The sequence below is a fragment of the Cyclobacteriaceae bacterium genome (genome assembly GCA_013141055.1).
In the GTDB taxonomy this organism is placed as follows: Bacteria; Bacteroidota; Bacteroidia; order Cytophagales; family Cyclobacteriaceae; genus ELB16-189.
Window position 1 is genome coordinate 2998685 of record JABFRS010000001.1, and the last position, 26190, is coordinate 3024874.

24 protein-coding genes are annotated in these 26190 nt (G+C 42.8%); 13 read left to right on the forward strand and 11 right to left on the reverse strand.

All coding sequences use genetic code 11. The features are described from left to right. Nucleotides 1-82 precede the first annotated feature (82 nt). Both HOP08_13330 and HOP08_13335 read left to right on the forward strand, forming a co-directional pair. Nucleotides 83-757, forward strand: a complete 675-nt coding sequence (locus HOP08_13330) for a M15 family metallopeptidase (GenBank protein NOT75902.1) — start codon at nucleotides 83-85, stop codon at nucleotides 755-757. Between the two features lie 2 nt (nucleotides 758-759). Next, nucleotides 760-1086, forward strand: coding sequence for a nucleotide pyrophosphohydrolase (locus HOP08_13335; GenBank protein ID NOT75903.1), 327 nt, complete (start codon nucleotides 760-762; stop codon nucleotides 1084-1086). A 68-nt stretch (nucleotides 1087-1154) separates the two neighbouring features. Here the strand turns inward: HOP08_13335 and HOP08_13340 are convergent, their stop codons facing one another. The 9 genes from HOP08_13340 to HOP08_13380 all read right to left on the reverse strand — a co-directional run bounded on the left by HOP08_13340 (nucleotide 1155) and on the right by HOP08_13380 (nucleotide 13415). Further along, on the reverse strand, nucleotides 1155-4424 hold the full coding sequence (locus HOP08_13340) for a peptidase S41 (protein NOT75904.1): 3270 nt from the start codon (nucleotides 4422-4424) through the stop codon (nucleotides 1155-1157). 469 nt (nucleotides 4425-4893) lie between these two features. Beyond that, a complete protein-coding gene (locus HOP08_13345; protein ID NOT75905.1) occupies nucleotides 4894-5598 on the reverse strand; it encodes a 2-phosphosulfolactate phosphatase in 705 nt (234 codons plus the stop codon). After that, nucleotides 5595-6215, reverse strand: a complete 621-nt coding sequence (locus tag HOP08_13350; GenBank protein ID NOT75906.1) for a hypothetical protein — start codon at nucleotides 6213-6215, stop codon at nucleotides 5595-5597. The genes HOP08_13345 and HOP08_13350 overlap by 4 nt, the downstream gene beginning before the upstream one ends. A 1-nt stretch (nucleotide 6216) precedes the next feature. After that, nucleotides 6217-7299 carry a glycine cleavage system aminomethyltransferase GcvT gene (gene gcvT / locus HOP08_13355; GenBank protein NOT75907.1) on the reverse strand — a complete coding sequence of 361 codons (1083 nt, stop codon included), beginning with the start codon at nucleotides 7297-7299 and terminating at the stop codon, nucleotides 6217-6219. 84 nt (nucleotides 7300-7383) lie between these two features. Then, a complete protein-coding gene (locus HOP08_13360) occupies nucleotides 7384-10362 on the reverse strand; it encodes a hypothetical protein (protein ID NOT75908.1) in 2979 nt (992 codons plus the stop codon). 15 nt (nucleotides 10363-10377) lie between these two features. Beyond that, nucleotides 10378-10665: an Asp-tRNA(Asn)/Glu-tRNA(Gln) amidotransferase subunit GatC gene (gatC, locus tag HOP08_13365; protein NOT75909.1), complete on the reverse strand. Its 288-nt coding sequence runs from the start codon at nucleotides 10663-10665 to the stop codon at nucleotides 10378-10380. Next, on the reverse strand, nucleotides 10662-11387 hold the full coding sequence (locus HOP08_13370) for a 1-acyl-sn-glycerol-3-phosphate acyltransferase (protein ID NOT75910.1): 726 nt from the start codon (nucleotides 11385-11387) through the stop codon (nucleotides 10662-10664). The genes gatC and HOP08_13370 overlap by 4 nt, the downstream gene beginning before the upstream one ends. Before the next feature lie 39 nt (nucleotides 11388-11426). Then, nucleotides 11427-12749, reverse strand: coding sequence for a M24 family metallopeptidase (locus tag HOP08_13375; protein NOT75911.1), 1323 nt, complete (start codon nucleotides 12747-12749; stop codon nucleotides 11427-11429). A gap of 111 nt (nucleotides 12750-12860) precedes the next feature. After that, entirely contained in the window at nucleotides 12861-13415 is a 555-nt protein-coding gene (locus HOP08_13380; protein ID NOT75912.1) for an acyl-CoA thioesterase, read from the reverse strand. 114 nt (nucleotides 13416-13529) lie between these two features. On the opposite strand from HOP08_13380, the gene HOP08_13385 reads away from it, so the two are divergent. Next, the gene (locus tag HOP08_13385) at nucleotides 13530-13802 is read left to right on the forward strand and encodes a hypothetical protein (GenBank protein NOT75913.1); all 273 of its coding nucleotides are present in this window, start codon (nucleotides 13530-13532) and stop codon (nucleotides 13800-13802) included. A gap of 10 nt (nucleotides 13803-13812) precedes the next feature. Here the strand turns inward: HOP08_13385 and HOP08_13390 are convergent, their stop codons facing one another. Next, nucleotides 13813-15183: an MATE family efflux transporter gene (locus HOP08_13390; GenBank protein NOT75914.1), complete on the reverse strand. Its 1371-nt coding sequence runs from the start codon at nucleotides 15181-15183 to the stop codon at nucleotides 13813-13815. An 11-nt stretch (nucleotides 15184-15194) separates the two neighbouring features. Next, nucleotides 15195-15749 (reverse strand): NUDIX hydrolase, encoded by a 555-nt coding sequence (locus tag HOP08_13395; GenBank protein ID NOT75915.1) that lies wholly within the window; start codon nucleotides 15747-15749, stop codon nucleotides 15195-15197. An 83-nt stretch (nucleotides 15750-15832) separates the two neighbouring features. Here HOP08_13395 and HOP08_13400 point away from each other — a divergent pair, with 83 nt between their 5' ends. The 10 genes from HOP08_13400 to HOP08_13445 all read left to right on the forward strand — a co-directional run bounded on the left by HOP08_13400 (nucleotide 15833) and on the right by HOP08_13445 (nucleotide 26190). Then, nucleotides 15833-16435, forward strand: coding sequence for a ribonuclease HII (locus HOP08_13400; protein NOT75916.1), 603 nt, complete (start codon nucleotides 15833-15835; stop codon nucleotides 16433-16435). A 17-nt stretch (nucleotides 16436-16452) separates the two neighbouring features. Then, nucleotides 16453-17337, forward strand: coding sequence for a DUF3667 domain-containing protein (locus HOP08_13405; protein ID NOT75917.1), 885 nt, complete (start codon nucleotides 16453-16455; stop codon nucleotides 17335-17337). 32 nt (nucleotides 17338-17369) lie between these two features. Further along, nucleotides 17370-18137: an NRDE family protein gene (locus HOP08_13410; protein ID NOT75918.1), complete on the forward strand. Its 768-nt coding sequence runs from the start codon at nucleotides 17370-17372 to the stop codon at nucleotides 18135-18137. Continuing rightward, entirely contained in the window at nucleotides 18138-18995 is an 858-nt protein-coding gene (locus HOP08_13415; GenBank protein NOT75919.1) for an alpha/beta hydrolase, read from the forward strand. Nucleotides 18996-19175: 180 nt separating this feature from the next. Next, nucleotides 19176-19892, forward strand: a complete 717-nt coding sequence (locus tag HOP08_13420) for an ABC transporter ATP-binding protein (protein NOT75920.1) — start codon at nucleotides 19176-19178, stop codon at nucleotides 19890-19892. A gap of 124 nt (nucleotides 19893-20016) precedes the next feature. Beyond that, a complete protein-coding gene (locus HOP08_13425; GenBank protein NOT75921.1) occupies nucleotides 20017-20565 on the forward strand; it encodes a cob(I)yrinic acid a,c-diamide adenosyltransferase in 549 nt (182 codons plus the stop codon). Between the two features lie 61 nt (nucleotides 20566-20626). Next, nucleotides 20627-22450: a YARHG domain-containing protein gene (locus HOP08_13430; GenBank protein NOT75922.1), complete on the forward strand. Its 1824-nt coding sequence runs from the start codon at nucleotides 20627-20629 to the stop codon at nucleotides 22448-22450. A 3-nt stretch (nucleotides 22451-22453) separates the two neighbouring features. Further along, a complete protein-coding gene (locus tag HOP08_13435) occupies nucleotides 22454-23083 on the forward strand; it encodes a DUF2306 domain-containing protein (GenBank protein NOT75923.1) in 630 nt (209 codons plus the stop codon). A gap of 144 nt (nucleotides 23084-23227) precedes the next feature. Continuing rightward, the gene (locus HOP08_13440; GenBank protein ID NOT75924.1) at nucleotides 23228-23560 is read left to right on the forward strand and encodes a PadR family transcriptional regulator; all 333 of its coding nucleotides are present in this window, start codon (nucleotides 23228-23230) and stop codon (nucleotides 23558-23560) included. A 236-nt stretch (nucleotides 23561-23796) separates the two neighbouring features. Next, nucleotides 23797-26190, forward strand: a complete 2394-nt coding sequence (locus HOP08_13445) for an FtsX-like permease family protein (protein NOT75925.1) — start codon at nucleotides 23797-23799, stop codon at nucleotides 26188-26190.

A 26190-nucleotide genomic window follows, 5' to 3' on the forward strand; every position in this document is an offset into this window, starting at 1 on the left:
TGAATAAATTTGATCAGGTTAGTGACCCCACTTTTAAAGCAGGAGTGTAATTGGACGGAGAGTTTTATTACTCATTAAAAATATGAAAAGATCATTGATAATTTTACTTTTTCTTCCCCTGCTAAGCATCGCTCAGAATAAATATGGGCTTAAACCAACGAATTATCAGCAGTATAATGAGTCCGTGAAAACCAATCCTGACAAAGAGCTGGTTGATCTCGAAAAATTTATTCCGGATCTGGTGATGGACATCCGGTATGCAACCGCCAACAATTTTACAGGGCAGAAAATTTACACACTCGCAAAAGCGTATGCCCGCAAGCCGGTGGCGGAAGCTTTAAAGAAAGCACAGGCGGATTTTAAGAAGCTGGGTGTTAAAGTAAAAATGCATGATGCGTATCGCCCGTATGCTGCAACGGTCAAGTTTTATGAGGAGTATCACGACACAACGTATGTTGCTTCTCCATACAAAGGTTCGCGGCATAACCGGGGATGTGCACTGGACATGACCATCGTTGATATTAAAACCGGTGAAGAGCTGAAGATGCCAACCGAATACGATTCTTTCAGCAAAGACGCCTGGCCTTCAACTCCTGTCAAAGATCCCGTTATCAGAAAAAACAGGGAGCTGATCATATCCGTAATGGAGAAAAATGGATTCAAGGTGAATGGTTCTGAATGGTGGCACTTTGATTTTATCGGGTGGAAGAATTATGAAGTGATGGATATTAATTTTGAGGAACTTGAAAAGAAGTAATTATGACATTAGATGAATCGCAGAAGCTGGTAGACACATGGATCAAGGCGCATGGTGTCCGCTATTTTAATGAGCTTACTAATACCGCTCTCCTGACGGAAGAAGTAGGAGAGGTAGCCAGGATCATGGCCAGACGATATGGTGAGCAATCTGAAAAAGAAGCTGACAAAGGAAAAGATCTTGGAGAGGAGATGGCTGATGTATTGTGGGTATTGATCTGTCTTGCGAATCAGACGGGTGTTAATTTAACAGAGTCCTTCAAAAAGAACATTGAAAAGAAAACGATCCGGGATAAAGACCGGCATCATCAGAATCCCAAATTGCATTAACCGTTATCTGTTATTAAATGAAAAAAGCTGCCCCGGTTTCCCGAGACAGCTTTTTGATTTTAGTCTGATTAGTTTTTTCTCACTCTTACCGGATAAGGAGGCCTGACAGGATCCGCCTGCGGATTCTCTTTCAATTGTTTCAATGCAATCTCAATTGCCTTCTCCAGTTGCGGATCGTTTCCTTTGATCACTTCAGAAGGTGTTTGCTCGATTTCGATATCGGGTGGTATACCAACATTCTCAACGATGAATCCGTCTTTCGTCCAGATTCCAACATTGGGTGCTGTTACGCTACCACCGTCAATGAACTCAGGAAAGCCGAGAACACCAACGAGTCCTCCCCAGGTGCGTTTTCCTACCAGCGTTCCAACATTGAATTTTCTGAACATCCATGGAAGCATGTCGCCACCGGAACCAGCAGTTTCATCAATGATCATCACTTTCGGACCCTGGATCGAACCGTTAGGGGATTTCAAGTCTTTACCATAACGCATGTTCCAGTGTGCCTGATAAGGTCTTAGTAAGTTATCGATATAATAATCGGCAAGCTGACCACCACCATTAAAGCGTTCATCCACGATGACTGCTTTTTTATTTGCCTGCGGATAGAAGTAGCGCTTGAAATATTCGTGCCCTAATCCTGCGGTGTTAGGAACGTAAACGTATGCTACCTGTCCGTTGGTAGCCTCATTCACCTTCTTGAGATTTCCTTCAACCCAGTCGCGGTTGCGTAGTGCATTTTCATTGTCGACCGGTACGACTTTTACAGTACGTGAACCAGCACCCGTTGCATTCGCACTCAATGTAAGCTCGACGATCTTGCCGGCAGTTGCTTCAAAGAATTTAAAGATGTTTTCAGATGAAGGAACATCTTTTCCATTCACAGCTATAATATAGTCGCCAACATTCGCATTCACTCCTGGTTCAGTCAACGGAGAACGAAGATTTGGATTGAAATTCAAACCACCATAGATCTTTTTGATCTGATAGCGACCGTTTGCTACAGTATAATCAGCTCCCAATAGTCCGCCGGAAACGGTAGCCGGATTATTCAGCTTCTCTCCGGGTGCGGTAATGCGATGGTGACCTACGCCAAGTTCGCTGCACATCCACTGGATGACAGTATTCAGATCACTGCGACATGATAAGTCGGTAAGGAATACAGTATATTTCTTTTTCATGGCTGCCCAGTCAGCACCATGCATGCCGGGGTCATAGAAGTAGTCGCGGTTTACTCTCCATGCTTCATTGAAAATGTTTGGCCATTCAGCTATCGGATCGATCTTAACCTGAATATCGGCGACATTCAGAATTCCTTTTCCGGCTTCCGGTTTTTCACCCACGTTGGTAATTCCCCATGTTCTGGAGTTGTTATTATAATACAGCATCTTCTTGCCGTCAGAAGAGATTGAATAGTCATCCAGGTCCATAACATCTGTGTCCTTGCGTTTCTTCATATCATATTTGTGAAGAACACCGCTTCCGTTTTCTTTACGAGCAACATAAAGGAGTTCATTGTCTTTCCCCATCCCCAATCCGTAATAGTTGCCGGCAGCAATCGGGAAGTCAACAATCCTTGTTTCAATACCTGCCCAGTCTACGCGGAAGGAATCATTTTTCTTTTCGGCAGCGGGAGCCGGTGTCTTGTCTGATTTTACTTCGGGTTTTGTTTCTGGTTTGTCGCCTTTCACTTCTTCTTCATCACTTTCTTTTGAGAATGGAGAAAGAGTTTCCTTCTGAAGCGTCAGGAGATAAATTGAATTCGTTGATCTCATATCGTTGTTGGACTGATCAAACCAGTTGACAACAGGACCTGCATTCGTGGATGCAAAGAAGAAAAGATATTTTCCTGCAGGATCGAATACGGGATTTGAAGCATCCACCAATCCGTCCGTTACGGGAAATGTTTTATCCTGATCAACAGAATACATCATGATCTTTTTGAAGTTGGTACCCATGGCCTTGGTGTAGACAATCCATCTGGAGTCATTAGACCAATCGCCAAATAACTCCCTGAAGATGCCGGGTGAATAGATCTCATCGCCATCAACTTTCTTGCTGACACCAGATGCTACATCGAGAACATATAGATTTCTGCCGTTGTCGACATAAGCGATCCTCTTGCTATCGGGCGACCATTTTGGATAAGCATAGAATCCTGTTCCGATAGGTTTAAATGCTTTAGCGGGATTTTTTCCATCCTGCGTACGGATGTGAAGTTCATATTCACCGCTGGCATCAGAGAAGTATGCAATTGATTTGCCGTCGGGTGACCATGCTGGAAATTTTTCATGGACTCCGGTAGTTTGAGTAAGATTTCTTGGATCACCTTTTTCAGCAGGGATGGTGAAGATGTCTCCTCTGAAATCAAGAACCACGCGTGAGCCGGTAGCGGAGATCTGTCCATCACGGATGTACTGAGGACCTTTTACAAATCTTGGACGAAGTTCCTGAAGATCTGCGGCGATACCTACTGTTATCTTTTTTGAAGATGCTGTTGCGGGATCGAACGAATGAAGATAGCCAGCCTGTTCGAAAATGATTTTGCCGCTTCCGACCGACATATTGATGATTGGAAAGTCGTTAAAGGTTGTCAGTTGTTTTATTTCTTTGGAAGAAACATCGTATGAGTATAAGTTGAATTCACCGTTGCGATCACTTCTGAAGTAGATCTTGTTGCCCAGCCACATTGGGCCAACATCATTGCTGCCTGCCTGTGCTGTTGGAATTTTTACTGCTGATTTATCTCCGAACGAGAATATCCAGATGGTAGAGAAGCTTCCTCCGCGATAATTTTTCCATTGCTTGAAAGCATCGTTGAGGGGAGTATAGGCTATTGATTTTGCATCCGGTGAATAAGAAGCGTGTGCTGCATTCGGAACTTCAAGCTGAGTGGGATAAGCACCGGTTACAGGTACAGTAAATAATTGTGAATAGCGATTATTGAACATGGCACGCTGGGAAGTGAACAAGACACTTTTACCATCAGGTGTGAATCCTTTGGCGTTGTCGACTCCGGGATGCCAGGTAAGACGTGTTGGAATTCCACCTTCAACAGGAATGATGAAGACATCTGTGTTACCATCATATTGTGCGCTGAAGGCAATCCATTTTCCATCGGGAGAGAACATTGGATTTGATTCAACGCCTTCATCTACTGTAAGGCGGCGAGGTTGTGAGCCATCGGGATTGGCAATCCAGAGATCCTCGGCATAGATAAATGCAATGTTGTTTGCGCTTACTGCCGGTTGGGATAAGAGTCGGGTATCTGTTGTATTAGTGCCAAAGGTTGCCGAGCAGACAAACAACAGCAGGATGATGAAGCTTGATATTTTCATGTTTAAAATGGATTTGGAAATAGAATGTTAAAATAATGATTATTAGGTTATTGAGTAGGATTTTTTGTATGAATGGGGATGGATTAGAGACGATGCTGGCTCTGTCCGGACCGGGAATGGTATGAAAGGATGAATGGATGCACGTTCAGGTGCGAAGGATCATGCACCTTTGGAATAGTTGCATGCAAGCGTTCCAAATTTCAGTGTTATTACCATTCGCAATTAATGTAACAGGAAAGGCGGAGACAACCAGCCCCGTTAGGGGCGACCTGTTTGTAGAAAAGTAATTCTAAGTGATGGTCAAGCTCCGTAGGAGCGGCCTGTTGCTTTGCATATTTTTTGATAAGAAAGTTTGAGCTGTTTTTTTTAATTTAATAACAGGTCGCTCCTACGGAGCTATGTCCTGTCTCAGAAGAACCTTACTACAAACAGGGCGCTCCTATGGAGCTATGACTCGTAAGATTATTTTTTATCCGATGGTAAGCTTCCCCTCATTCATAACCGGTACGATGGAGTACTGATCAGGAGTCAGGCAGAATTCAATGTCTTTGTGAATGTTAAGTCTGTTAAGACGTTTAACGTGCGATGAGTTGTTGAGGAACTTGACCATATCATCTTTTGCAAGATTATAAAGATGCTGCGCTACGAGTGGAGCATCGCAGTCGGGCTCGATGTGATTTCTTAATTTTTCCATGATCGCTCCGGCGAAGAGCGTGTCTTCAAGATTGACCTTTCCTTTCCATCCTGCGCAGATGATCAGCACACTGTTTTCTCCGAAGAGGAGATATTTTACAACAGAGGAAAGATTAAGGAAAGAACCAATGATAATTTTCTTAGCGCCAAAAGCTTTTTCAATGGCTTGCGTTCCATTGGTGGTGGTGAAGGCGATTTTCTTTTCCTTGATGTCGGCACCCATGTACTCAAAAGGAGAGTTGCCTCTGTCGAAGCCATCAACTTTTTTTCCATCACGTTCACCTGAAGTGATATATCCTTTTTCTTTCATTGCCTGGCAGGCGGAAAGATCAGCGAAGGGTGTGATGCTTTCAACACCGTGTGCGAATGCTGTGACCATGCAGGAAGTAGCGCGGAGAATATCAACCACCACAACCGTACGGTCTTTCACATCATACAAGTGCATTAACTCAGGACTGAGACAGACATCAATTGATTTCATTTTGTGCAGGGGTGTTGTTGACAGTTCTTTTCAACTTGTTTTTTTGACATCTCACTACCAAGGCTTGATGCCAGACACCAGTCTTCGCAAGCTTTTTTTTTGTTGCCTAATTTGGAAAGAGCGTTTCCCCGATTATGCAATGAGCTCAGATGGTTCGGATTTAAGCGGATAGATGCATCCAGATCACTTACAGCTTTGGAATATAATCCCTGCTTTAAATAAAAAGTACCACGTTGAGAATAGTATTGATAATCTTCCTGGGTTAATGAAATGGCTTTTGAGTAATACCATTCTGCTGAATCAGGTTTTTCAATTTTTTCGAAAAGAGCTCCTGCCTGGAAATAATACTCAGGTTCATCTGAAAGTTGTTGCGCCAGAATTTTGTAGTCGGCAAGGGCTTCGTTGTACTTTAGGAGATAAGAATAAGACAGTGCCCTGTGATAACGATAGGTGGAGTATCTTGGGTATTTATCGACGAGAAAACTGAAAATAGAGATAGCTTCTTCGTACTTTTTCTCCTCCATTAACTTTAATGCATTATTTGATTCAACCAGATATTCTTGTTGTTGAGCAACGGCTGCATTGGCCAGGAAAATCAGAAAGAGAAGAAACTTCATTTTAGATCATTGGAAGTTTGGCAACGCTGGCCTTCAAACCTTTTCCGCGGACATCAATAAAAATTTCTGAGCCCACTTTAGAGTTTTCGATAGTAACGTAACCAAGCCCTACTCCAATCCCCAATACCGGAGAGATCGTCCCCGATGTAACTTTTCCGATGACATTTCCTGTTGCATCCTTGATGGGATAATCGTGACGGGGAATGCCCTTGTCAATCATTTTGAATCCAACCAGCTTGCGCGTGACGCCTTCCTCTTTTTGTTTCTTTAATGCAGAGGAGTTGGTGAAGTCTTTCGTGAATTTCGTGATCCATCCAAGACCACCTTCCAATGGAGAGGTTGTATCATCAATATCATTTCCGTAAAGGCAGAAGCCCATCTCCAGGCGAAGGGTATCACGGGCGCCTAATCCAATCGGTTTGATGTTTTCATTTTTACCGGCTTCAAAGATTGCGTTCCAGATCTTTACGCCATCGGCAGCCTTGCAATAGATCTCAAAACCACCGGCACCGGTGTAGCCTGTATTGCTGATAACAACATTAGAGAGTCCCGCAAATTCACCAATAGCAAAATGATAGTATGGAATTTTGGATAGGTCAGTCTTTGTCAATGCCTGCAAAACAGCTGAGGCTTTTGGTCCCTGTACAGCAAAAAGACATGTATCATCTGATACATTTTTCATCTCTGCTTTTTTGGTATTGAATTTTGAGATCCAGTTCCAGTCCTTGTCGATGTTTGAAGCATTGACCACCAGCATGTAATCATTGTCATGGATCTTATAAACGATAAGGTCATCCACGATACCGCCGTCTTCATTCGGGAGACAGGAGTATTGCGCCTGGCCATCTATTAGTTTGCTTGCATCGTTGCTGGTAACTCTCTGTATAAGGTCCAGTGCATCCGGGCCTTTCACGGTAAACTCTCCCATGTGCGACACATCAAATACCCCCACACCGTTACGTACGGTCATGTGTTCTTCAAGATCAGATGAGTAGCGGACCGGCATATTGAATCCGGCAAACGGAACCATCTTGGCGCCAAGCGCTTCGTGAATATCATTGAGGGGTACTTTCTTTAATTCCATGTGATTTTATAATGAGGTGGGCAAAGGTAACGGGAAGAACTGAAAGAAGCGAAAGGAGATAAGAAGGATTTTGGCGTAAATCCGTTATTGAATCACCAATGAGGATAGCTGATTCCGGGAAACAAATTTCTGAAAGGCAGCAGGAGAGATGAGACCCTTCAGAGTCTGAAGTGCGCTGGCAGCATAATCATCATACTCATTCGCCTGAGCGATTGGAATGTAAGCCTTGAGAATTTTAACGGAGTTGGGATTTACCTGCAGCGCCTCTGAGAGGATGGTGTAGGATCTTCTCTTTGAACTTCTTTTGAAGAAATCGGAAGCTGCCACAACTCCTTCATCAAACATATAATTGTTTTTCGCGAGCCAGTTAAAGTTCTTTGAAGCAGAGAGGGTATCATTGGTATTCAGATTTCGCAATGCTTCATAGTAAACGCGTTCAGTTTCGCGATAAGCTCCAAACGATACTCCCTTTTTAATTTGTTCATCAATCAATTGCCAGTAATTCTGGGCGGCAAACATTCGCAATTCGTAGTATTTGATCTTTGCAAAGAGTTCGATATCGGTGAGATGAAGTCCCTGAAGTCGTTTATAGGTGTATGCTGCTTTGGAAACCTCGTCAAGGGAGAACCATTTTTTTGAACGATCAAGAATAGCTTTTGCTTTAAGATCTTCATTGATGATCTGATTGACCAGTGAATTGAAAGATATAGAATCATAGATTGAAACGCGGTGGCGCAGGTATTGATACTTTTCTTTATCGCTGAAGCCCTGGTACCACGAAGCATCTCCTGCCAGTACTCTTTTCATACTTTCCGCGATGGAGCGAATCACGGTATCCTTTTTATAATGAAGCGTATCCCACGCGATGATCGCTTCATTGATCCTGCCAACTTCTGTGATCGTTACCGCATTCACAAGGGAAGTTTGTGGCGATGTGTACATGGCATAATGCAGAAATGCGGATGCAAGATCCGGTTTGTCATGATCCAAAGACCACAAGGCCATGGTGATATTGTGAATTCCAGGATTGGAGGAAGTCGACATGACTTCTTGTAAGAGTTCAAAGGCACGGTTTACCAATCCTGCTGCATAGTATGCCCGTGCTGCCGGAATAAGTACCAGCTCACTGTAATCCTTGTTTTGTTTTTTGCGGGCAACTGCTGCAGAGCTGGCAACAAATGCTGTATCAATTATGCCGATGTGATTGGTGATATAATTTCCAATCATCGTCGCCGTGAAAAGATTAAGAGTCGAATCTTTGGGGAGATCCATTTTAATATCCATCACTTTCCCCTGGTGGTTGGCGATGGCAATGATGTTGCTTTTGATTTTTGGTGGCTCTGATTCTGAAGCTTTGTAAAGGGAATCAGCATTGACCTTTGTATCATAACTAGCCATCAGTCCGAAGAAATTCATTTCAGCGGAAGGACGTGTCAGATTATTTTTCTGAGCTTCTTCAAAATAGTGAGAAGCAGAATCGGTCATTCCCAGTTTTGAAAACGAGATCGCAAGATTGTTTTTGATAGCGCCGCTTTTTGGCTGGAGCTTATAGGCTTCCTGAAGCACGATCAGCTCTTCCAGACTATTCCCTGAAAAGGTGGCAGCATTATTAAGGAGCGTAAACTCGGTAGGCCGGTATGAGTTTGCGCCGTTAAGATATTTTCTTTGATTAAGGGTATTGCTTTTCAGTGCTTCATTCTTTGCCAGGGCAGTAGCAGCGTGTTGATTATACGGTGCATAAAAATAGGCACGTTTGTAGTAGCCGGTGCTGAGTGTTTCATCCTGCTGAGTGAACAGATCACCAAGTGAAGTATAGTACCCGGAAATAAAATGATTAACAGGAGCCATCCAGTTGTTATAGAAAACAAAAGCCAGCGTGAAGATCAGTCCCGCCAGACGGTAAGAGATGTACGGCATGGCCGTTGGCTTATAAAGTACCCGCGACACCTTATAGTTGGCGATGAGCATGGGCATGAAATTGGAAATGACATAGAGGAAGAAGATCATCCCATATCCAATGTGAGCATAAAGAATGAGGTCACTTAAAGAAAGCACAACGAGATCATTTGCGGAGGCAATAAAATAGCCGAGGGTGCCGAATGATAAAACTGCTAATGATCCGATGAGATAAACTGCGAATGGATCCGCTGTGAGAATGTTTTCATATACAGGCTCTCGTTGACGGATTCCCCACAGCGCAAGAATTCCGGATATCACCAGCAACAAGACAGGTGGAATGGTAAAGGCCCACTCGATGTAGTTTATTCTATCGAGGTACGTGAACCACAGATTGACGAGATAGAATAAGCTGATAATGACATAGTGCCGGAGAGTTTTTGAATTCTGCGTTCCTTTCCCTACCAATGAAACAAAAGATGCCATGATCTCATGTGCAACAAGCACAATAAAAAGAATGGTGATCACGAGGGAGGATGAGAGTGTGTTTACTGCGAGGTAGCGAAGTGGATGTTGTGCTGTTGAAAAATTAGAAATGATAAGTCCTGTTATGATCGTTGCGATGAGGAATCCCCCTATCCGGTATAAAAGGGATGCTGATTTATTCAGGAATTGAAAGTAAAGAGCTGTGCCGATCAATATGATCATGATCCCGATGGTAGGGATCTTGTTGTACAGGCCAAAGATCTCCAATGTCTCCAGCTGGAAACTTGAAATCATGAACACTGCCGCGCCGGCACCCACCAGGAACCAGAATCTGGGAAGAGCAGAAATGATGGCAAGGATCATTACCATTGCCGCTGCAAACAAAAATAAGTAGATGTCCAGGGCAGAGAGATCAATCTGCATTGGCTTTCCTGCCCAGCGTTCAAAGAGAATATAATTTTCCGTCAGGACGGGAATGTTAATTCCGCCGACCTCTATATTATAGACAGGAATTTCCTGGCGTTTGAGATCCTGAAATTGCTCCCATGCAAATACGGGAGCTGGATGTTTTGCAAATGAAAAAACCAGGATACCAACGGATGCAGTAAAGGTGATCAATACAATCCACCACAGACGTTGATAAACAGGTGGCCAGCTTTTCCAGAATTGTAGGATGTACATGTTCGTCCGTTGTGTTTACTCCAGGACTTTTGGTACACGAAAATAATCAGCGTCTTTTTTAGGAGCGTTCAGCAGGGCCTGATCATGAGGCAGGTGAGGTTTCACTTCATCCTCTCTTAACGCGTTCACCTCATGACTCATCGTAGTGAGAGGTTCAACTCCCTCGGTATTGACTTCATTCAACTGTTCTACCCATGTTACAATGGCCGACATCTCTTTCATCACCTTCTCAGCATCTTTCTCTTCAAACTCAAGTCGGGAGAGGTGAGCAATTTTATCCAGTAAGGTCCTGTCAATTTTCATTTCTTATACTTACAAATCTCGTCTTCAATGATGGTGAATACCTTTTGTTTTAGAGTATCCACATCTGCCAATGTCATGTTGTTAGTTTCGATGGGCTCGTGAAATATTACTTTGACATTTCCCTGCCTCAACAAAAACTCATCGGGTGGCAAAATTATCCAATTATAAGGAATGGTGACGGGCACGATCGGGATTTGTTTTTCAATGGCCAACCGGAAGGCGCCATCTTTGAATCTGACCATTGCGGGTGCATTCTCTGTAAAAATTCCACCTTCAGGATACAGGACAAGACTTTTTCCATCATCAATGGCCTGGCCTGACTTAATAAATGTTTCATACTTACTTCTCAGGCGATTCCGGTCAACGGTGATGTGAAGCTTCCCATACATGAATCCGAAGAACGGAACCTTCTCCATATCATTCTTCCCAACGAATATGGTATTGATGGGATTGAGTCCCATGGTTGGAATATCGAGATAGGAGAAATGATTGGGACAGAATATGTATTGCTTTCCCGGATCGAGCTTTGATCTGCTCTCCACTTTATAGGGAAGCACCACAAACGTGAAAAGAAGTTTTGCCCACAGCCGGTTAATAATTCCAACCCAGGAGAATTTCTTTGGGAAGGCAATGGGAATCAGAAGGGGAAAGAAAAAGATTATAAAAAGAATGAGGAATACAAACGAACCATAGGCAGTGTGTATTCCTCTCAATATCCTCATGAAGTGTTAAAAAATTTAATCCTTCACGCGGTAAATAAATTACTTCGCGTTCGGAATAGGTTTAGGTATAAGTATCAGTTCTGTTTGCCGGCCATCAATATAGCGAAAACCTGTCTCATCAAAGTATCCATCTTCCTCTAATTGTACACGCACGTCTTTTTTCCATTCGGGAATATTTACGGAACAATTTAGTTCAATGGAGTATGCTGTTTTATAATGTTGGGGATAATCACCAGTGTTGGGAACTCCACCTTGCATGTCCCACTGTCCGATGGTAGTGCCGGCTGCGTGACCATGAAATCCTATCGGGTGTGTGTAGATGGATGGAGTGATTCCTTCCGCGATGGCTTGCTTACGTGAGTCAGCAAGTATCTGGTTTCCTGTTTTACCTTCTTTGAAATTGGAGGTGAGGATATCCTGAAGTCTGTTTCCCTTCTTCAATGCATTGCGCAAAAATTCAGGAGCTTCCGTTTCGCCTGGCTTTAGAACATAAGCATGTTGTTGAGTGTCGGTGTTCAATCTTAAATATTTAATTCCAAAGTCAACCCATAAGAAATCACCGGGTAAGATGAGCAATGGGTTTGCGCGTTTGAGTGTGACGGCTTCGGGTTCATTCCGCTGAATGGCAACGGAAGGATGGAACCAGGTGTCGAGCTTGAGTTCTTTGATCTTTTCGCGATACCACCAGACAACATCTTCTGTGGTAGTTACGCCCGGCTGAATCACCTTATCTGTAAATCCTTCTGCAATGATGTTGTGAGCGATCCGGCAGATCTGCTGATAGATGATCATTTCTTTTTCTGTACGTGATTCGAGCCACGCAACGGAAAGTTTTTCAGCGGATACAACTTTAGGCTGCAATGCTTTTGGAAGCACACTGATTAGTTTATCAAAATCATTGGATGTTAATCCATCAGAGTGTCCCCAGGAAGGAGCTTTGTTCACACCGATCTTTTTTGGATTGCGGTCGGCTATTATTTTTCCAAGCTGTGCCCATTGATCAGGGTTTGCATCGGGTTCCCATGCGCGCTTAAAAACTTTACCAACATCATAGCGTGCGACAGCGAGATATTCCATTTCAGTTCCTTTGTCAAAAGCAACGAGCATTGTTGTGCGTCGTGCTGCCATCCAGGTTGCAGGAAGTAACGTTTCGATAACGGGGTCTTCATTGTATTCACGGGAGACGACTACCCACATATCAAAACCCTCACGACGCATGAGTGCTGGTAAAAGAGTACGAAGACGATCATCAAGAAGTTCGTCAATGACTTTGGCCTGATCGCGTTGGGTAAGCACGAGCGGGTATTGCGCGAAGCTGCTTCCCAGTACAAAGACAAGGAGAAGCGTTAGAAATGATTTCATAGGTTTTTAGTTTTGGGTCTTTCGAGAAGCCTTGACGTAAGGCTTAACGGTTGTTGGGAAGATATTACTAAAATTCTGTTTCGGGGAGAAAAAAAGTGCTGACCGGTAATCTCAGGCAAATTTTAAAATACATCGTTCATCTTTTAAGAGCGCGCCTGCATTTTCGACATCGATTCCTGAGCGTGCATCATCCATTTGTTCTTTCATCGCTGCCTTGATCTCGCGGACACGCATGGCTTCGATAAATCTTTTCACATCTTCTTTATTTTCCAGGATCAATTTGGGAACGATTGCGGGTTTTTCATCTTCACCCTTTGCTACCATGGTAAAGAAAGATGAGTTGGTATGCTTGACTATTCCGGTCTTGACATTGAGAGCTTCAACCCTGATGCCTACCACGAGAGAAGTTCTTCCTACATAATTGACGGAACCATGCATGGAAACCAGTTCACCCACTTCCACAGGCTGTAGAAACTCAACTTTATCAACTGAAACTGTTACACAATATTCTCCTGCATGTTTGCTCGCGCATGCGTAAGCTAATTTATCCATGAGCGAGAGAAGCGTGCCGCCGTGGATCTTGCCACCAAAGTTGGCATACGAAGGAACCATCAGTTCAGTGATCGTGGTCTGGGAATTTCTAACGGGCTTGGCGGAGTCTTTCATAAAGAACATGTGGAGATGGTGAAGGTAAAATTTTAAGTGGAAAGTTTAAAGCTGGATACCCAACAGTTTTCAATAGCTCAAAAAACCTTACTTTTAGCCCACAATAAAATTTATATGCCTCAATTCAATCCAAAGCAAGTAGAAGAGATCAACGGTATCATTGAAACGATAAAGAAGTCAGTGAAGAAGGGTAGTGAGATCGGTGCCCGCGAAAAGACAACGCTGTCAGCGCTTTTGAGAGCAAATAAAATTGAGAAGAAAGCAAAGCATTTCCCTTGCATCAGAGAGTATTCAAGCGCTATTGTATCCCATTTTGTAAAAGAGGAAGGGTTGAAGCTGAATAAGTTCAGCATGAATCTTCAGACATCAATCTATCTGATTGATTAGTGTCCTGGAATTACTGAGCGATATCAATCTGTTTTCTGGTTTCTGACTTTAGCTTTAAGCTTAAGTAATTGAATCTCCATACCATGGCGGTGGCTGTTAGTGTCAGCCCCACGAGTAATCCAGTCCATATGCCGACGGGTCCAAGTCCTGCCTGAAATCCCAGCCAGTATCCAAGCGGTAATCCAATGATCCAGTAGGAGATAAAAATAAAGACGGATGGAATTTTAACGTCTTGTAACCCACGCAGCGCACCGATGATCACTACCTGCATTCCGTCTGACAATTGAAATAATCCGGCAATGATAATGAGAGGTCCGGCAACACGGATCACTTCAAGATCTTCAACATAAAGTTGTGGAAGGAAATTTTTTCCAACGACAAAGAAGATTCCCCAGGCAGTCATGAGGGACAATGCCATTCCTAACAGAACGAATGCGGCTTTGCGCAATGCTGTGATGTCGCCTTTTCCAAGTTCATGACTTACGCGGATAGCGGCTGCAGCGGCAAGTCCGGAGGTAGTCATATAACTTACTGTGGCGAGATTGATGGCGATCTGATGAGCTGCCAGTGCACTCGTTCCCATCCAGCCCATCATGACAAGAGAGAAATCGAAAGCAGCAACTTCAAAGATGAATTGTAACCCTGCAGGCAAACCGATGTTGAGCATTTTGCTGAAAAGAGCACGGGAATACTTTCCGAATGCGAATCCCGGGCGATATTGCCTGAAGCGCGGAGCATAATAAATGAAGGCAGCAAGCGAGCAACCCATTACGATGCGTGATATGAATGTTGCCCATCCTGCACCATTGAGGCCCAGAGCCGGAAAACCAGCATGACCATATATTAATATATAGTTGAGGAGGATATTCAGCACGTTACAGGCCAGCACGATGATCATGGGTATCCAGGTGTTGGAAAGGCCTTCCGAAAATTGGCGGTACGTCTGGAAGATGAGCATCGGAATGATCGAGAAGGTGATGATCTCCAGGTAGGGAATTGACAATGCGATCACTTCGGCTGGCTGGTCGATGTGGTAAAGTAAATTCTTTGCAAAGAAAACAATCGTTACCAGTACAAGGCTCGTCACAACGTTGATCACAAGGCCATGACGAAGCGTTTCATTGATGTTAAAAATATTTTTCTCGCCATCGGCTGTGGCAACCAACGGTGTGATGGCGTAGGAAACTCCAATTCCAAAAAGCATCAATACATTAAAGGCAACGTTTGCCAGACCGGAGGCTGCAAGTTCTTCGGCCCCGAGATGGCCGACCATTACGTTGTCAGAAACTCCCATCATCACATGACCCAGCTGACTTAACATCACCGGGTATGCAAGAAGAAAACTTGTTTTTATTTCGGAACGATAGGAAGAGAGTTTCATCTATTATGAACTTACAGGCTCTTCATCCTCGCCACTTTTAATATTCCTATCATGCTCAGGCTATCGGTTATTTTTCCATCCAGCACCATCTTCAATGCTTCCGCGAATGGAAGTTTCTGAAGTTTCATATCGGCTTCGCTATCTTCTAGTTCTTTGGTTCCATGAGTCAGGCCTTCTGCCAGGAATACAAATCCTTCTTCATCAGAAACGGAATTGGATAAATGTGTTCGTATGATTTGAGTCCAACGGGTTGCTGTGAGACCAGTCTCTTCTTTCAATTCACGTTTTGCTGATTCCAAGACATCACCTGTAACGGGTCCGCCGCCTTCCGGTATTTCCCATGACCATTCATTTAATGGATACCGGTGTTGTCCCACAAGCCAGATGTTGTCCTGTTCATCCAGAGCAATGATGCCGATCGCTTTATTTTTGAAATGGACTTTCCCATAAATCCCAGGTTTTCCTCCAGGCGTGATTACCTGAAACTCAGTGACGCTGATCCAGGCATTGTCATATTTCTCGGCCGACGAAAGTGTCTGCCATGAGTTTTTTGAGTCTGCGTTCATGGTATGTCTTTTTTAAGCCTTTAATATTGTGATATTCCTGTCAAAAAACGACATTAACACACTGAAGTAAAAACATTTAAAGATTGCTCAAGAGCTCATTTACAAAAGATCTGATTGAAGCCGGCTGTGATGAGGTGGGGCGGGGCTGTCTGGCGGGTCCGGTGGTTGCTGCGGCTGTAATACTTCCCAAGAAGTACAAACATAAATTACTGAATGACTCCAAGCAGCTTTCAAAGGAAAACAGGGAAGAGCTGAGGGATGTGATCATGCGCGATGCATTGGCGTGGGCGGTGGCGGAAGTAAGTCACACTGAGATTGATGAGATCAATATTCTGAATGCGTCTTTTAAGGCAATGCATATTGCGTTGGACCAATTGAAAGTTTTGCCTCAGCTTTTATTGATCGATGGCAACCGGTTTACTACCTATCGCGATGTTCGTCACGAATGTATTATTAAAGGAGATGGGAAGTATCTGTCTATTGCCGCCGCTTCTGTACTGGCGAAAACGTATCGTGATAATCTGATGAGTCAGTGGGCGATAGAATTTCCTGGATATGGATGGGAGACAAATGTTGGGTATCCTACCCTGGAGCACAGGGATGGGATCAGAGCGTTGGGTATTACGCCTTATCATAGAAGGTCATTTCAACTATTGCCATCTCAGTTGGAACTGTTTGAGGAATAATTGTATAAATTAGTCTTATGCCTTTCTCACTATTTAAAAGAAAAGAAGACACATTCAATTTAGAAGTAGTTCATACCTGCAAGACTTGTCATTTCGAGTTTAAAGGAAGGTACTGTGGCAAATGTGGTGAGAAGGTTATGGAGGAAAATGAACGTTCCATCCAAAGCTTCCTTGCCGGACTTCTGAACGCGTTTACTTTTCTTGATGGTAAATTTATCCGGACACTCAAGCTTCTGTTGACAAAGCCGGGACAGCTGTCGAGGAATATTACGGACGGGATCAGAATGCCTTACATGAGTCTGATATCCTTATTCTTTGTTGCTAACTTTTTTTATTTTCTTTTTCCGCTGTGGGATTCCTTTAACTCAAGTCTCTATTCACAGATGAATGTTTTGCCGTATCATGAACGTGCGGCCAGGATGGTGAATGAGAAAATTGAAAAAGAGAAGATAACCCTGGAGCTATTCACTGAAAAGTACACGGCACAATCCACCAATCTCTCCAAGCTGTTGCTGATACTTGTGGTGATCATGTTCTCTTTTGCTTTGTTTGCAGTCAATTTTTCAAAGAAGGCTTATTTTTTCGACCATCTTCTTTTCTCACTGGAGTTCAATACGTTTCATATTCTGTTTAATCTTATCATTTTCCCGACGATTCTTATTGGGCTTATAAAATTTGTACACCTCTTTGGAGTTGACTGGGGTGTTATTCTGAATGACAATGTCTATTTCATCATTGTCGCCTCGTTTCTGGCTTGCTTCCTGTTTTTTGGACAGATCAATTTTTACAAGCAAAAATGGTATTGGGGATTGTTGAGAGTAGCTCCGTTATTTTTTCTTTTCACGCTAATCATCGGCCTGTATCGGGCCATGCTCTTTTATTTTACAATGTGGACAATATGATACCTTTGTGCGCATTGTAAATCTGTTTTTTCATGTGTTTGATCTTTCTTTCCGTTCAGGACCATCCTGTTTATAAGCTGATCATTGCTGCCAATCGTGATGAGTTCTATCGTCGCCAAACAGCGGCTGCCGGCTATTGGAAAGATTATCCTTCTATTCTGGGTGGCCGCGACCTTGAAGCCCAGGGCACATGGATGGCAATGACGAAGTCGGGAAAAATAAGTCTGCTGACCAATTACAGAGATCCTCAAAATATAGATCCCAGGGCCCCTTCACGCGGGCAGCTTGTTTCTGATTATCTGGAGAGTGAAATCAATGCACAGGACTATCTGAGAAAAATCGAGTCTTCCGGTAAGATGTATAATGGTTTTAATCTCATTGTCGGTACGCTGGAGGATCTTTGGTACTATTCAAATTATTCATCAGGAATAAAAAAGATAACTCCTGGATTGCATGGTCTCAGTAATCATTTGCTGGATACACCGTGGCCCAAGGTGGAGAGAGGGAAAGCGAATCTTAAGCTCATCTTAAAAAAGGAAAAGATCGAACCTGCTGAATTGTTTGAATTTCTCTACGACAGTGAGCCGGCTAAAGATGCTCAGCTTCCTGATACAGGCGTTGGTCTTGAGCGTGAGCGGATGCTATCATCAATGTTTATCAAGTCGCCTGATTATGGCTCACGATGTTCCACCGTGGTGTTGGTGGATAAAAACAATAAAGTCACTTTCGCTGAGAGAGTGTATGATCTGAAGACATTTGAATTCCAGCAGCAGGTTTTTGATTTAACTGCTGACGCATAAATGAAAAAGAAAAGGAATAATGTTCCATTCATATTAACAGCGACCCGCTGGCTGTATCCTAAGCTGGAGAAATTTGCTCCCTTCATTGCTCAACGAATTTTCAGATTCGTGTTTTATGTTCCGATACGATATAAGGTTCCTGAAAAGGAAAAAGAGTTAAGTAGAAAAGCGGAACTCACCACTATTGTTGTGGAAGGAAAATCAGTTCAATGCTATTCATGGGGAGATAAGGCTCTTCCATATGTATTGCTGGTTCATGGATGGGCAGGAAGAGCAACACAATTCAGAAAATTTGTACAGCCATTGGAGGCTGCGGGATATCGTATTATTGGATTCGATGGTCCTGCTCATGGAAAGTCGGAGGGGAGACATACCTCTATCCTCCAGTTTGAAAAAACACTGCATGAGATCTTTAAGAAATTCGGGGAGCCGGTAGCATTGATCACGCATTCTTTTGGAGGTGCAGCTTCCTTGTATTCAGCATCACACGGTTTGCCCATTCGCAAACTCATCAACATTGCGTCTCCCACCATAGCGGACGAGATATTAAGTACTTATCTGCGGGCAATCAATGGGACCTGGCCATCCGTTACAAGATTCAGGAAGTTTGTGATAGAGAAGACGGGAAAGTCTTTTGAGGAGTTTACCTCTATGCATGCGATTAAAAATCTGCCTCATCCTATTGACCTGATGCTGGTACATGATGAAGAAGATCAGGACGTTTATATTATTAATGCGGAGGAATTGATAAAAGCATATCCTTCGGCGAAGCTTTTCAAAACCCGGGGTCTGGGTCATACAAGAATCCTGAAGGATGATGATGTTATCAGAGAGTGTGTCGGATTTATCAAACTGTAACATTTAAACACCGGGGTCGTCTCAAATTCATTGGAATGAGGGCTGAAAGGCTTTAAATTTTGAGTAATTTTGGCTTTTAGAATTTATTTTTCAGCAATTTGACCTAAAATTGAAACTCAATCATCTATAATGAGTTGAAGCATAGGGACTCTCTTAAATTAATATCAGGATATGGCGAAAATCATCGAAACGAATAAAATTTCAAAGGTTTATAAGATGGGTGACAACATCGTAAACGCTTTGCAGTCTGTATCCATTACGATTAATAAAGGAGAGTATGTTGCTTTCATGGGTCCTTCCGGATCGGGAAAATCAACATTGATGAATATCGTTGGTTGTCTTGACTCACCTACTGACGGAACATACGAGCTAAATGGTCAGATGGTAAGTGAGATGACAGAGAACGAGCTTGCTACGGTTCGCAATAAAGAAATCGGATTCGTATTCCAGACATTCAATCTTTTGCCACGCGCGAGTGCATTAGAGAATGTGGCACTTCCACTGATCTACGCAGGGTATGGAAAAAGTGAACGCAATGAGATAGCGATGGCTTCACTGGAAAGTGTCAACCTTGCAGATCGTTATCATCATAAGCCCAATGAACTTTCCGGAGGTCAGCGTCAGCGTGTGGCCATTGCACGTGCATTGGTAAACAAGCCTTCGATCATTCTTGCCGATGAGCCTACTGGTAATCTTGACTCAAAAACATCTTACGGAATCATGGCTCTTTTTCAGGAGCTTCATGATAAAGGCAATACTATCATTATGGTAACGCACGAAGATGATATCGCCCATTATTCACATCGTATCATCCGTCTTCGTGATGGATTGGTAGAGTGGGATAAGGTCAATGATAATGTGACCAGAGGAATTCCTGAAGTAGAAGCAGAGCATTAATCCATTCATTTATTTCGGAATGTGCTGATTTCGCAATCAGAGTTCTGAATGAATGAGCAGTTTTTTTGCTTAAAGAGATGCAAGTCCCTTTTGCTTATTGCCCTCTCTTTTCCCAAATTACAGTATGAAGATCTATACCAGGACGGGAGACAAGGGAACCACTGCGCTCTTTGGCGGAAAGCGGGTTTCCAAAGCTGATCTGAGAATTAATACCTATGGTACGATTGATGAACTAAACTCCTGGATTGGAGTGCTCCGTGATCAACCAGTAAATCAACACCGTGCGGATGAACTCATCGAAATTCAGGACAGACTGTTTACGGTAGGGGCTATTCTTGCAACAGAACCCGGCAACACTAAAGTGAAGATCCCTCATCTCGCTGAAGCAGATATTACCTTTCTTGAAAAGAAAATCGATACCATGGATGCTGTGCTGGAACCTATGAAAGTATTTGTTCTTCCGGGAGGCCATCAATCTGTTTCGTTCGGACATGTGGCCCGGACTGTTTGTCGTCGTGGTGAAAGGTTGGTCATTGAACTGGACGAACAGGAAAAGGTTGATATCCTCGTCGTTCAGTACCTCAATCGTCTGTCTGATTACTTGTTTGTCTTGTGCAGGATGATGACACTTGAACTAAAGGCTGTGGAGGTTCCATGGAAACCTAAGATGTAATTGATGAAGATTGAAGATCAGTTCTTGAGTATCGTTTTAATTTCTCTTTAAAAAACAAATTATGAAATCCCCCCTCTATCCGCGCCTTCTTATGGTCCTCATGTTAGTGAGCGTTACGGGTTGTCATTTTTTCACTAAAGTGGATCGTGAGACAGAGGTCAAAGATTTTATAAACGACTTTGCCGCAAGCCTTAATGGTCCGGACTCTTTGATCCTTGATCATTTTAATGCTTCTCAGAATAAAGATGCCATCATGGCGGGAATAGCAGTTTTGCAGAATAAATATTCCCGTACGGCGTGGTGTGATGCGAGATTCAATGAAGCGGTCATCACATTGGATAATACGGCGGTAACAGTAAGTATCCCCATTTTTGCTTATCAGGATAGCACGATGCAAACCGGCGTAGAGCTAAGTAATCGCCTTATCCTTTGGCTGGAACGCACTGATAATAAATTCCTCATTACGAAATTTGATGGTCAGGAATTTTATACGGAATTCAGCAACTTCAGAAATTCTATTGAGGCAGAGGCGATGAATGATGAATTGATGGCGGATCGTGGAGCTTATTATGAAAAAGCAAAAGAGCTTCAGAAGAAGTATGATTCAATTATCTGGTACACAAACTATCAGGGTAAAGATTATTTCTATGCAGTGAATGGTGGAGGCTGGGTCAATTACTTCCTTGATAACGAAGCGAGCCGTTCAACCGGTTATAAGATGGGTCTTGTGGATGGCGATGGTGTTGAAGTTGTGCCTGTTTCATTTGATCTTGTTGGAACACCAGGAATGGCGATGAATGATGTGGTGGAGGTGAAAAAGGACGACAAGGTTGGGTATTATCAGCTCAGTGATGCCAAAATGATTGTTCCTGTGGAGTACGAGTGGATCATACCGGTTTCAGAAACATCAGATTTTGTTCTTGTAAAAAAGGACAGTTTAAATGGCTGGCTTGACAAAGAGTATCAGTTTCATGCGGGGTTCCCAAATGAAAAGTCGAGAGCCTACGTTTCAAATTTTGAATTTCTTCCCGATGATCTGACTATTGATGACACTCATCAAAGCATGTGTGAAATTCCATTGATAGATCATGCTTCAAAGGGAATTATTATTCCGCCAAGCTTCATGACTTCTTTTGGTGTTTGTAAAGAGATTCTTCATGGCTTCACCATTGGAGAATCCTACAGCGGTGGTTGGCTGGTATACATAAAATCCAAGAGTGAATTTCTGGAAAACGTATCAGGTAAGATCAGTACCCTCATCACCACTTTTACAGAGCGCTATCTTGACGGCAGAGAAGAATTTTATGTCAAGAAGCAGGTAGCATTTATGGATGAAAAGAGAGAAGTGTTGGGATCCGGAGATATTTATGGCTATGGTGAAGTAGTTGTCAATAGAATTGACAGCATGTTGCTGGAAGTAAAAGTTTCACCCTCCGGTGAGGAGGCTCAGGACTATATGAGTGATGACCCCGAGGAGGAATATAATTTTCCATCTTACCGCTACTTCGCCATTGATGTGGATAGGTCTGTGAATGCTGTCAAGTCGAATCGTAACTATATTTTTAGTGAACTGGTAAAAATGGATAGCAGCTATCTGAAGGGAGATTTTGTCCGGTATGACGAAGAGACTCAGGGAACCAAGCATTATGATTTTGCTTCAGATAAAACAATAAAGGAAATAAGGAATGAGATCCTGGCGATCTATGGATATACTTTCTCAGATCCTTCTCTTTCTGAAAGATTCGGGTACAACAAGTGGTATCAGCCTAAGTATAATTCGTATTCGGAAATAATGGAAAGGATGACGCCCATTGACAAACATAATCTGATCTTTCTTGAAAGGATTGTCGGAAGTCTTGATCCTTCCTATTCGGCTTCTCTTTAAAGAATGAGTGCGTTCGGTTTACGGTCGAGGAAAGTTGGCATTGCACTCCTTTTTTTTCTGGCCGTTGCTCTTTCGTTGAACGCGTTTACATACTTCAATTTTGACGGGAATTATGGTTTCCTTCGTTTAAAGCGAGAGGCCATTGCCACTGGATGGTATCTCCCGGCATTCTATTCTCATGTGCTGATAGCAGGGATGGTGCTGGTAATAGGATTTTTTCAATTCAGCACTTCTCTCCGGCATCGCTCTCCGGGACTTCACCGGACACTGGGGAAGATTTATGTATTCGGTATCTTGTTTTTTTCTGCTCCGGGAGGTTTTGTGATGAGTCTGTTCATCAACAGGGGAAGTCTTGTTCTCTTAAGTTTCTTTGTACAGTGCACGTTATGGTTCTGGTTTACCTATCTGGCATATCACAAGATTCGCAAGAGAGATATAACCAGTCATCGTGAATGGATGATCCGAAGTTTTGCATTGACATTGGCGGCAATAACGTTGCGCGTTTATGTTTTTGCTTCTTCATGGTCATTTGACCTTTCCCAACCTGCTGCATATGCAACCATTGCGTGGCTCAGCTGGCTTCCAAACCTTATTCTTGCTGAACTTTATATCCGTAAAGTCCGAGTTGAATAATTTTTTTTGCCTTTTTTTTCCTGGGTAGCTTTAAAAAAAACATACATTTCCCGGATTCGCACACCTGAGAACTTGTGGTGATATGACTGAGTGTTCTCAGGTTCATAACTATTTTACATACATTTACGTAATTAATACTTGGCTATGAAGGGAACAAACCTTGGTGAATTTGAAGAGCTGGTTTTATTAACCATTGCGGCACTGGTAAATGATGCTTACAGTGTTGCCATCAGTGATGAATTAGAACGACATACTGGAAGAGCGGCCAAGCTTGGAGTTGTTCACGCTGTATTGAATCGGTTGGAGGAGAAAGGATTTGTAAAGAGCAAGCTGGGAGAAGCAACCAACACACGAGGCGGAAAAAGGAAGCGCTATTACATTATTACTAATACAGGGAAGTCGGCGTTGATAAAATCGAAGGATCTTCGTGACCAACTATGGAGCATCATTCCATCCATGACGTTGAAAAGAATCTAATGGAAGATGAGAGAAAAATATCTCCACCGAAATGGGCAACGCGTTTGCTGTCATGGTATTGTCGTCCGGAATTGCTGGAGGATCTTGAAGGAGACCTCAATGAATATTTTGATCGCAATGTAAAATCAAAATCGATTCGTAAAGCAAAGCTGATTTATGTCATTGATGTATTTAAGTTCTTCAGATTCTATACCATACGTAAACCTGAAATTGTCAACCTTTTAATCAGCTGGATTATGCTTGGGAGCTATATCAAAACATCAGGCCGTAACATTGTTCGCAATAAGCTTTTCTCAGCCATTAATATTTTTGGATTATCTGTTAGTATGGCGGTTGGCTTACTTGTCATTTCGTTTGCATCCGACCTTCTTTCCTTTGATGATTTTTTTGAAAAGAAGGAGAGGATCTACCGCGTCAATTCGGTTTTTCAGGATCAGAATTATCCATCATTTGAACTTGCTTCAAATTCTGTAAAGGCTGGAAAGAAAATTCAGGAGACCATTTCCGGAGTTGAAGAGCTGACCATTTTAAGAAATGGGTTCGGTGGAGATGCTCACATTGGAGAGAATATCATTCCAATTGAAGGTCTGTATGCCGACAAGTCTTTCTTTAAAGTATTCAGCTTTTCAGTGATTCAGGGGAATTCTGCAACAGCTTTGAAAGAACCTCATTCAATTGTTGTAACTGAATCCTCAGCGAAAAAATTATTCGGAAAGACCGATGTATTGGGAAAGCCGGTAAGATTTGACAGTCTCGATTACATTGTCACTGCCGTAATAAAGGATGTTCCAAAGCTATGTCATTTAAGATTTGAGGTCCTGATCTCTTTTTCTACTGCTGAACTTGAAATGCCTTTGAAAGACAAAGGGTTTAATAACTGGGATAATGTATGGTCCAACTACGTTTATGTAGTCCTTCCAGAGAATGGTAGTGCTTCAGCCTTTCAGGCGAATCTCGATAAGTTGAGCAAAGAGGAGAACAAGGCTTTCCAACACAAGAAAATAGAACTACTTCTTCAGCCCCTGAAAGAAATTGCTTTGGGCAGGAGGATCAACAATAATATTGGAGCGAATATGATGCCTTTGGTAGTATGGATACTCGGAGGTCTCGCTTTTGTGGTGATTCTTTCGGCATGCTTTAACTATACCAACTTATCCATTGCCAGATCATTACGGCGCACCCGTGAGGTCGGGATCCGTAAAGTAATTGGGGCTTTGAAAAGTCATGTCCTTTCTCAATTCATGGCAGAAGCTATTATCATTTCATTGATTGCTTTGATCATCTCATTCCCGCTGTTCTTATTTCTGCGTGTTCAATTTTTGTCACTTGACAAGTTTATCAGTGATCTCGTTTCCCTTGATTTGTCTCCGGGACTGGTTCTATCCTTTATAGGATTAGCTCTATTGGTTGGTGTGTTGGCGGGTTTTCTCCCTGCTATTTTCTTTTCAAAGATCAACGCTATTCAGGTTTTGAAAAATGCTTCTTCGGTGAAAGTGTTTAAGCGTCTGAATATGCGTAAAGCATTGATTGTTGTTCAGTATACATTCTCGCTGATTTTTATTACTGGCACCGTCATAGGATACAATCAATACAAAGGCTTCCTCACATTCGATCTGGGATATAAGACAGAGAATATCCTCAACATAAAACTTCAGGGAAATAAAGGTGATCTGGTCGTTAAGGAACTTGAATCTATCCCGGCCGTGAATGAAATATCCCGCTCATTGATGATCACAAGCATTGGTAGTGTTCATGGCACTCACATGAAATATTCGGATCCGAAGGATTCTGTTCTGGTTTGGTTAAATCTTGTAGACGAACATTATCTGCCTATTCACGATCATCAGATCCTTGCGGGAGGCAATTTCCTGTTACGTCCGAAAAAAGGTGAGGAGAGTGAGGTAATTGTAAACGAACAGGTTCTGAAGCATTTCAATATTGCGAAAGGAGATCCTGCAAAAGCAATCGGAGAGGAAGTAGTTGTTGATCGGAAAAAGCTTTCCATTGTTGGGGTAATCAAAGACTTTCATTACGGGACATTGCAGAATAAGATTGATCCTGTCATTTTCAGATATTCAGCAGATGAGCCGTGGGGATATCTCAATCTGAAAGTTATTTCCAGCAATCTCCCTGAAACACTTACTGCCATTGACGCTGCATGGAAGAAAGTTGACAAGGTCCATCCTTTGAATGCCGTATTTTATGATGATCAGATTGAAAAGGCTTACAGTCAGTTTTCGGTAATGCTTAAAGTAATTGGCTTGCTTGCCTTCCTGGCGATCTGCATTGCGTCGATGGGTTTGTTTGGAATGGTGGTCTTTACTACAGAGACCCGCCTCAAAGAGATCAGCATCCGAAAAGTTTTAGGTGCAAGTGAAAGAAAGCTTGTCTATCTGCTCGGAAAGGGATTCTTATCACTACTGATTGCCTCGGCATTGGTTGCCATTCCGGTCACCTATTTATTTTTCGATAAGGTCGTTTTGGTTGAATTTCCATATCATCAACCGATCACGGTGATTGAATTATTGATTGGAGTTTTATCCGTGATGATTCTGGCATTTTTAATGATCGGCTCTCAAACGTTAAAGGCAGCAAGATCAAATCCTGCAGAGGTTTTAAAGAGTGAATAG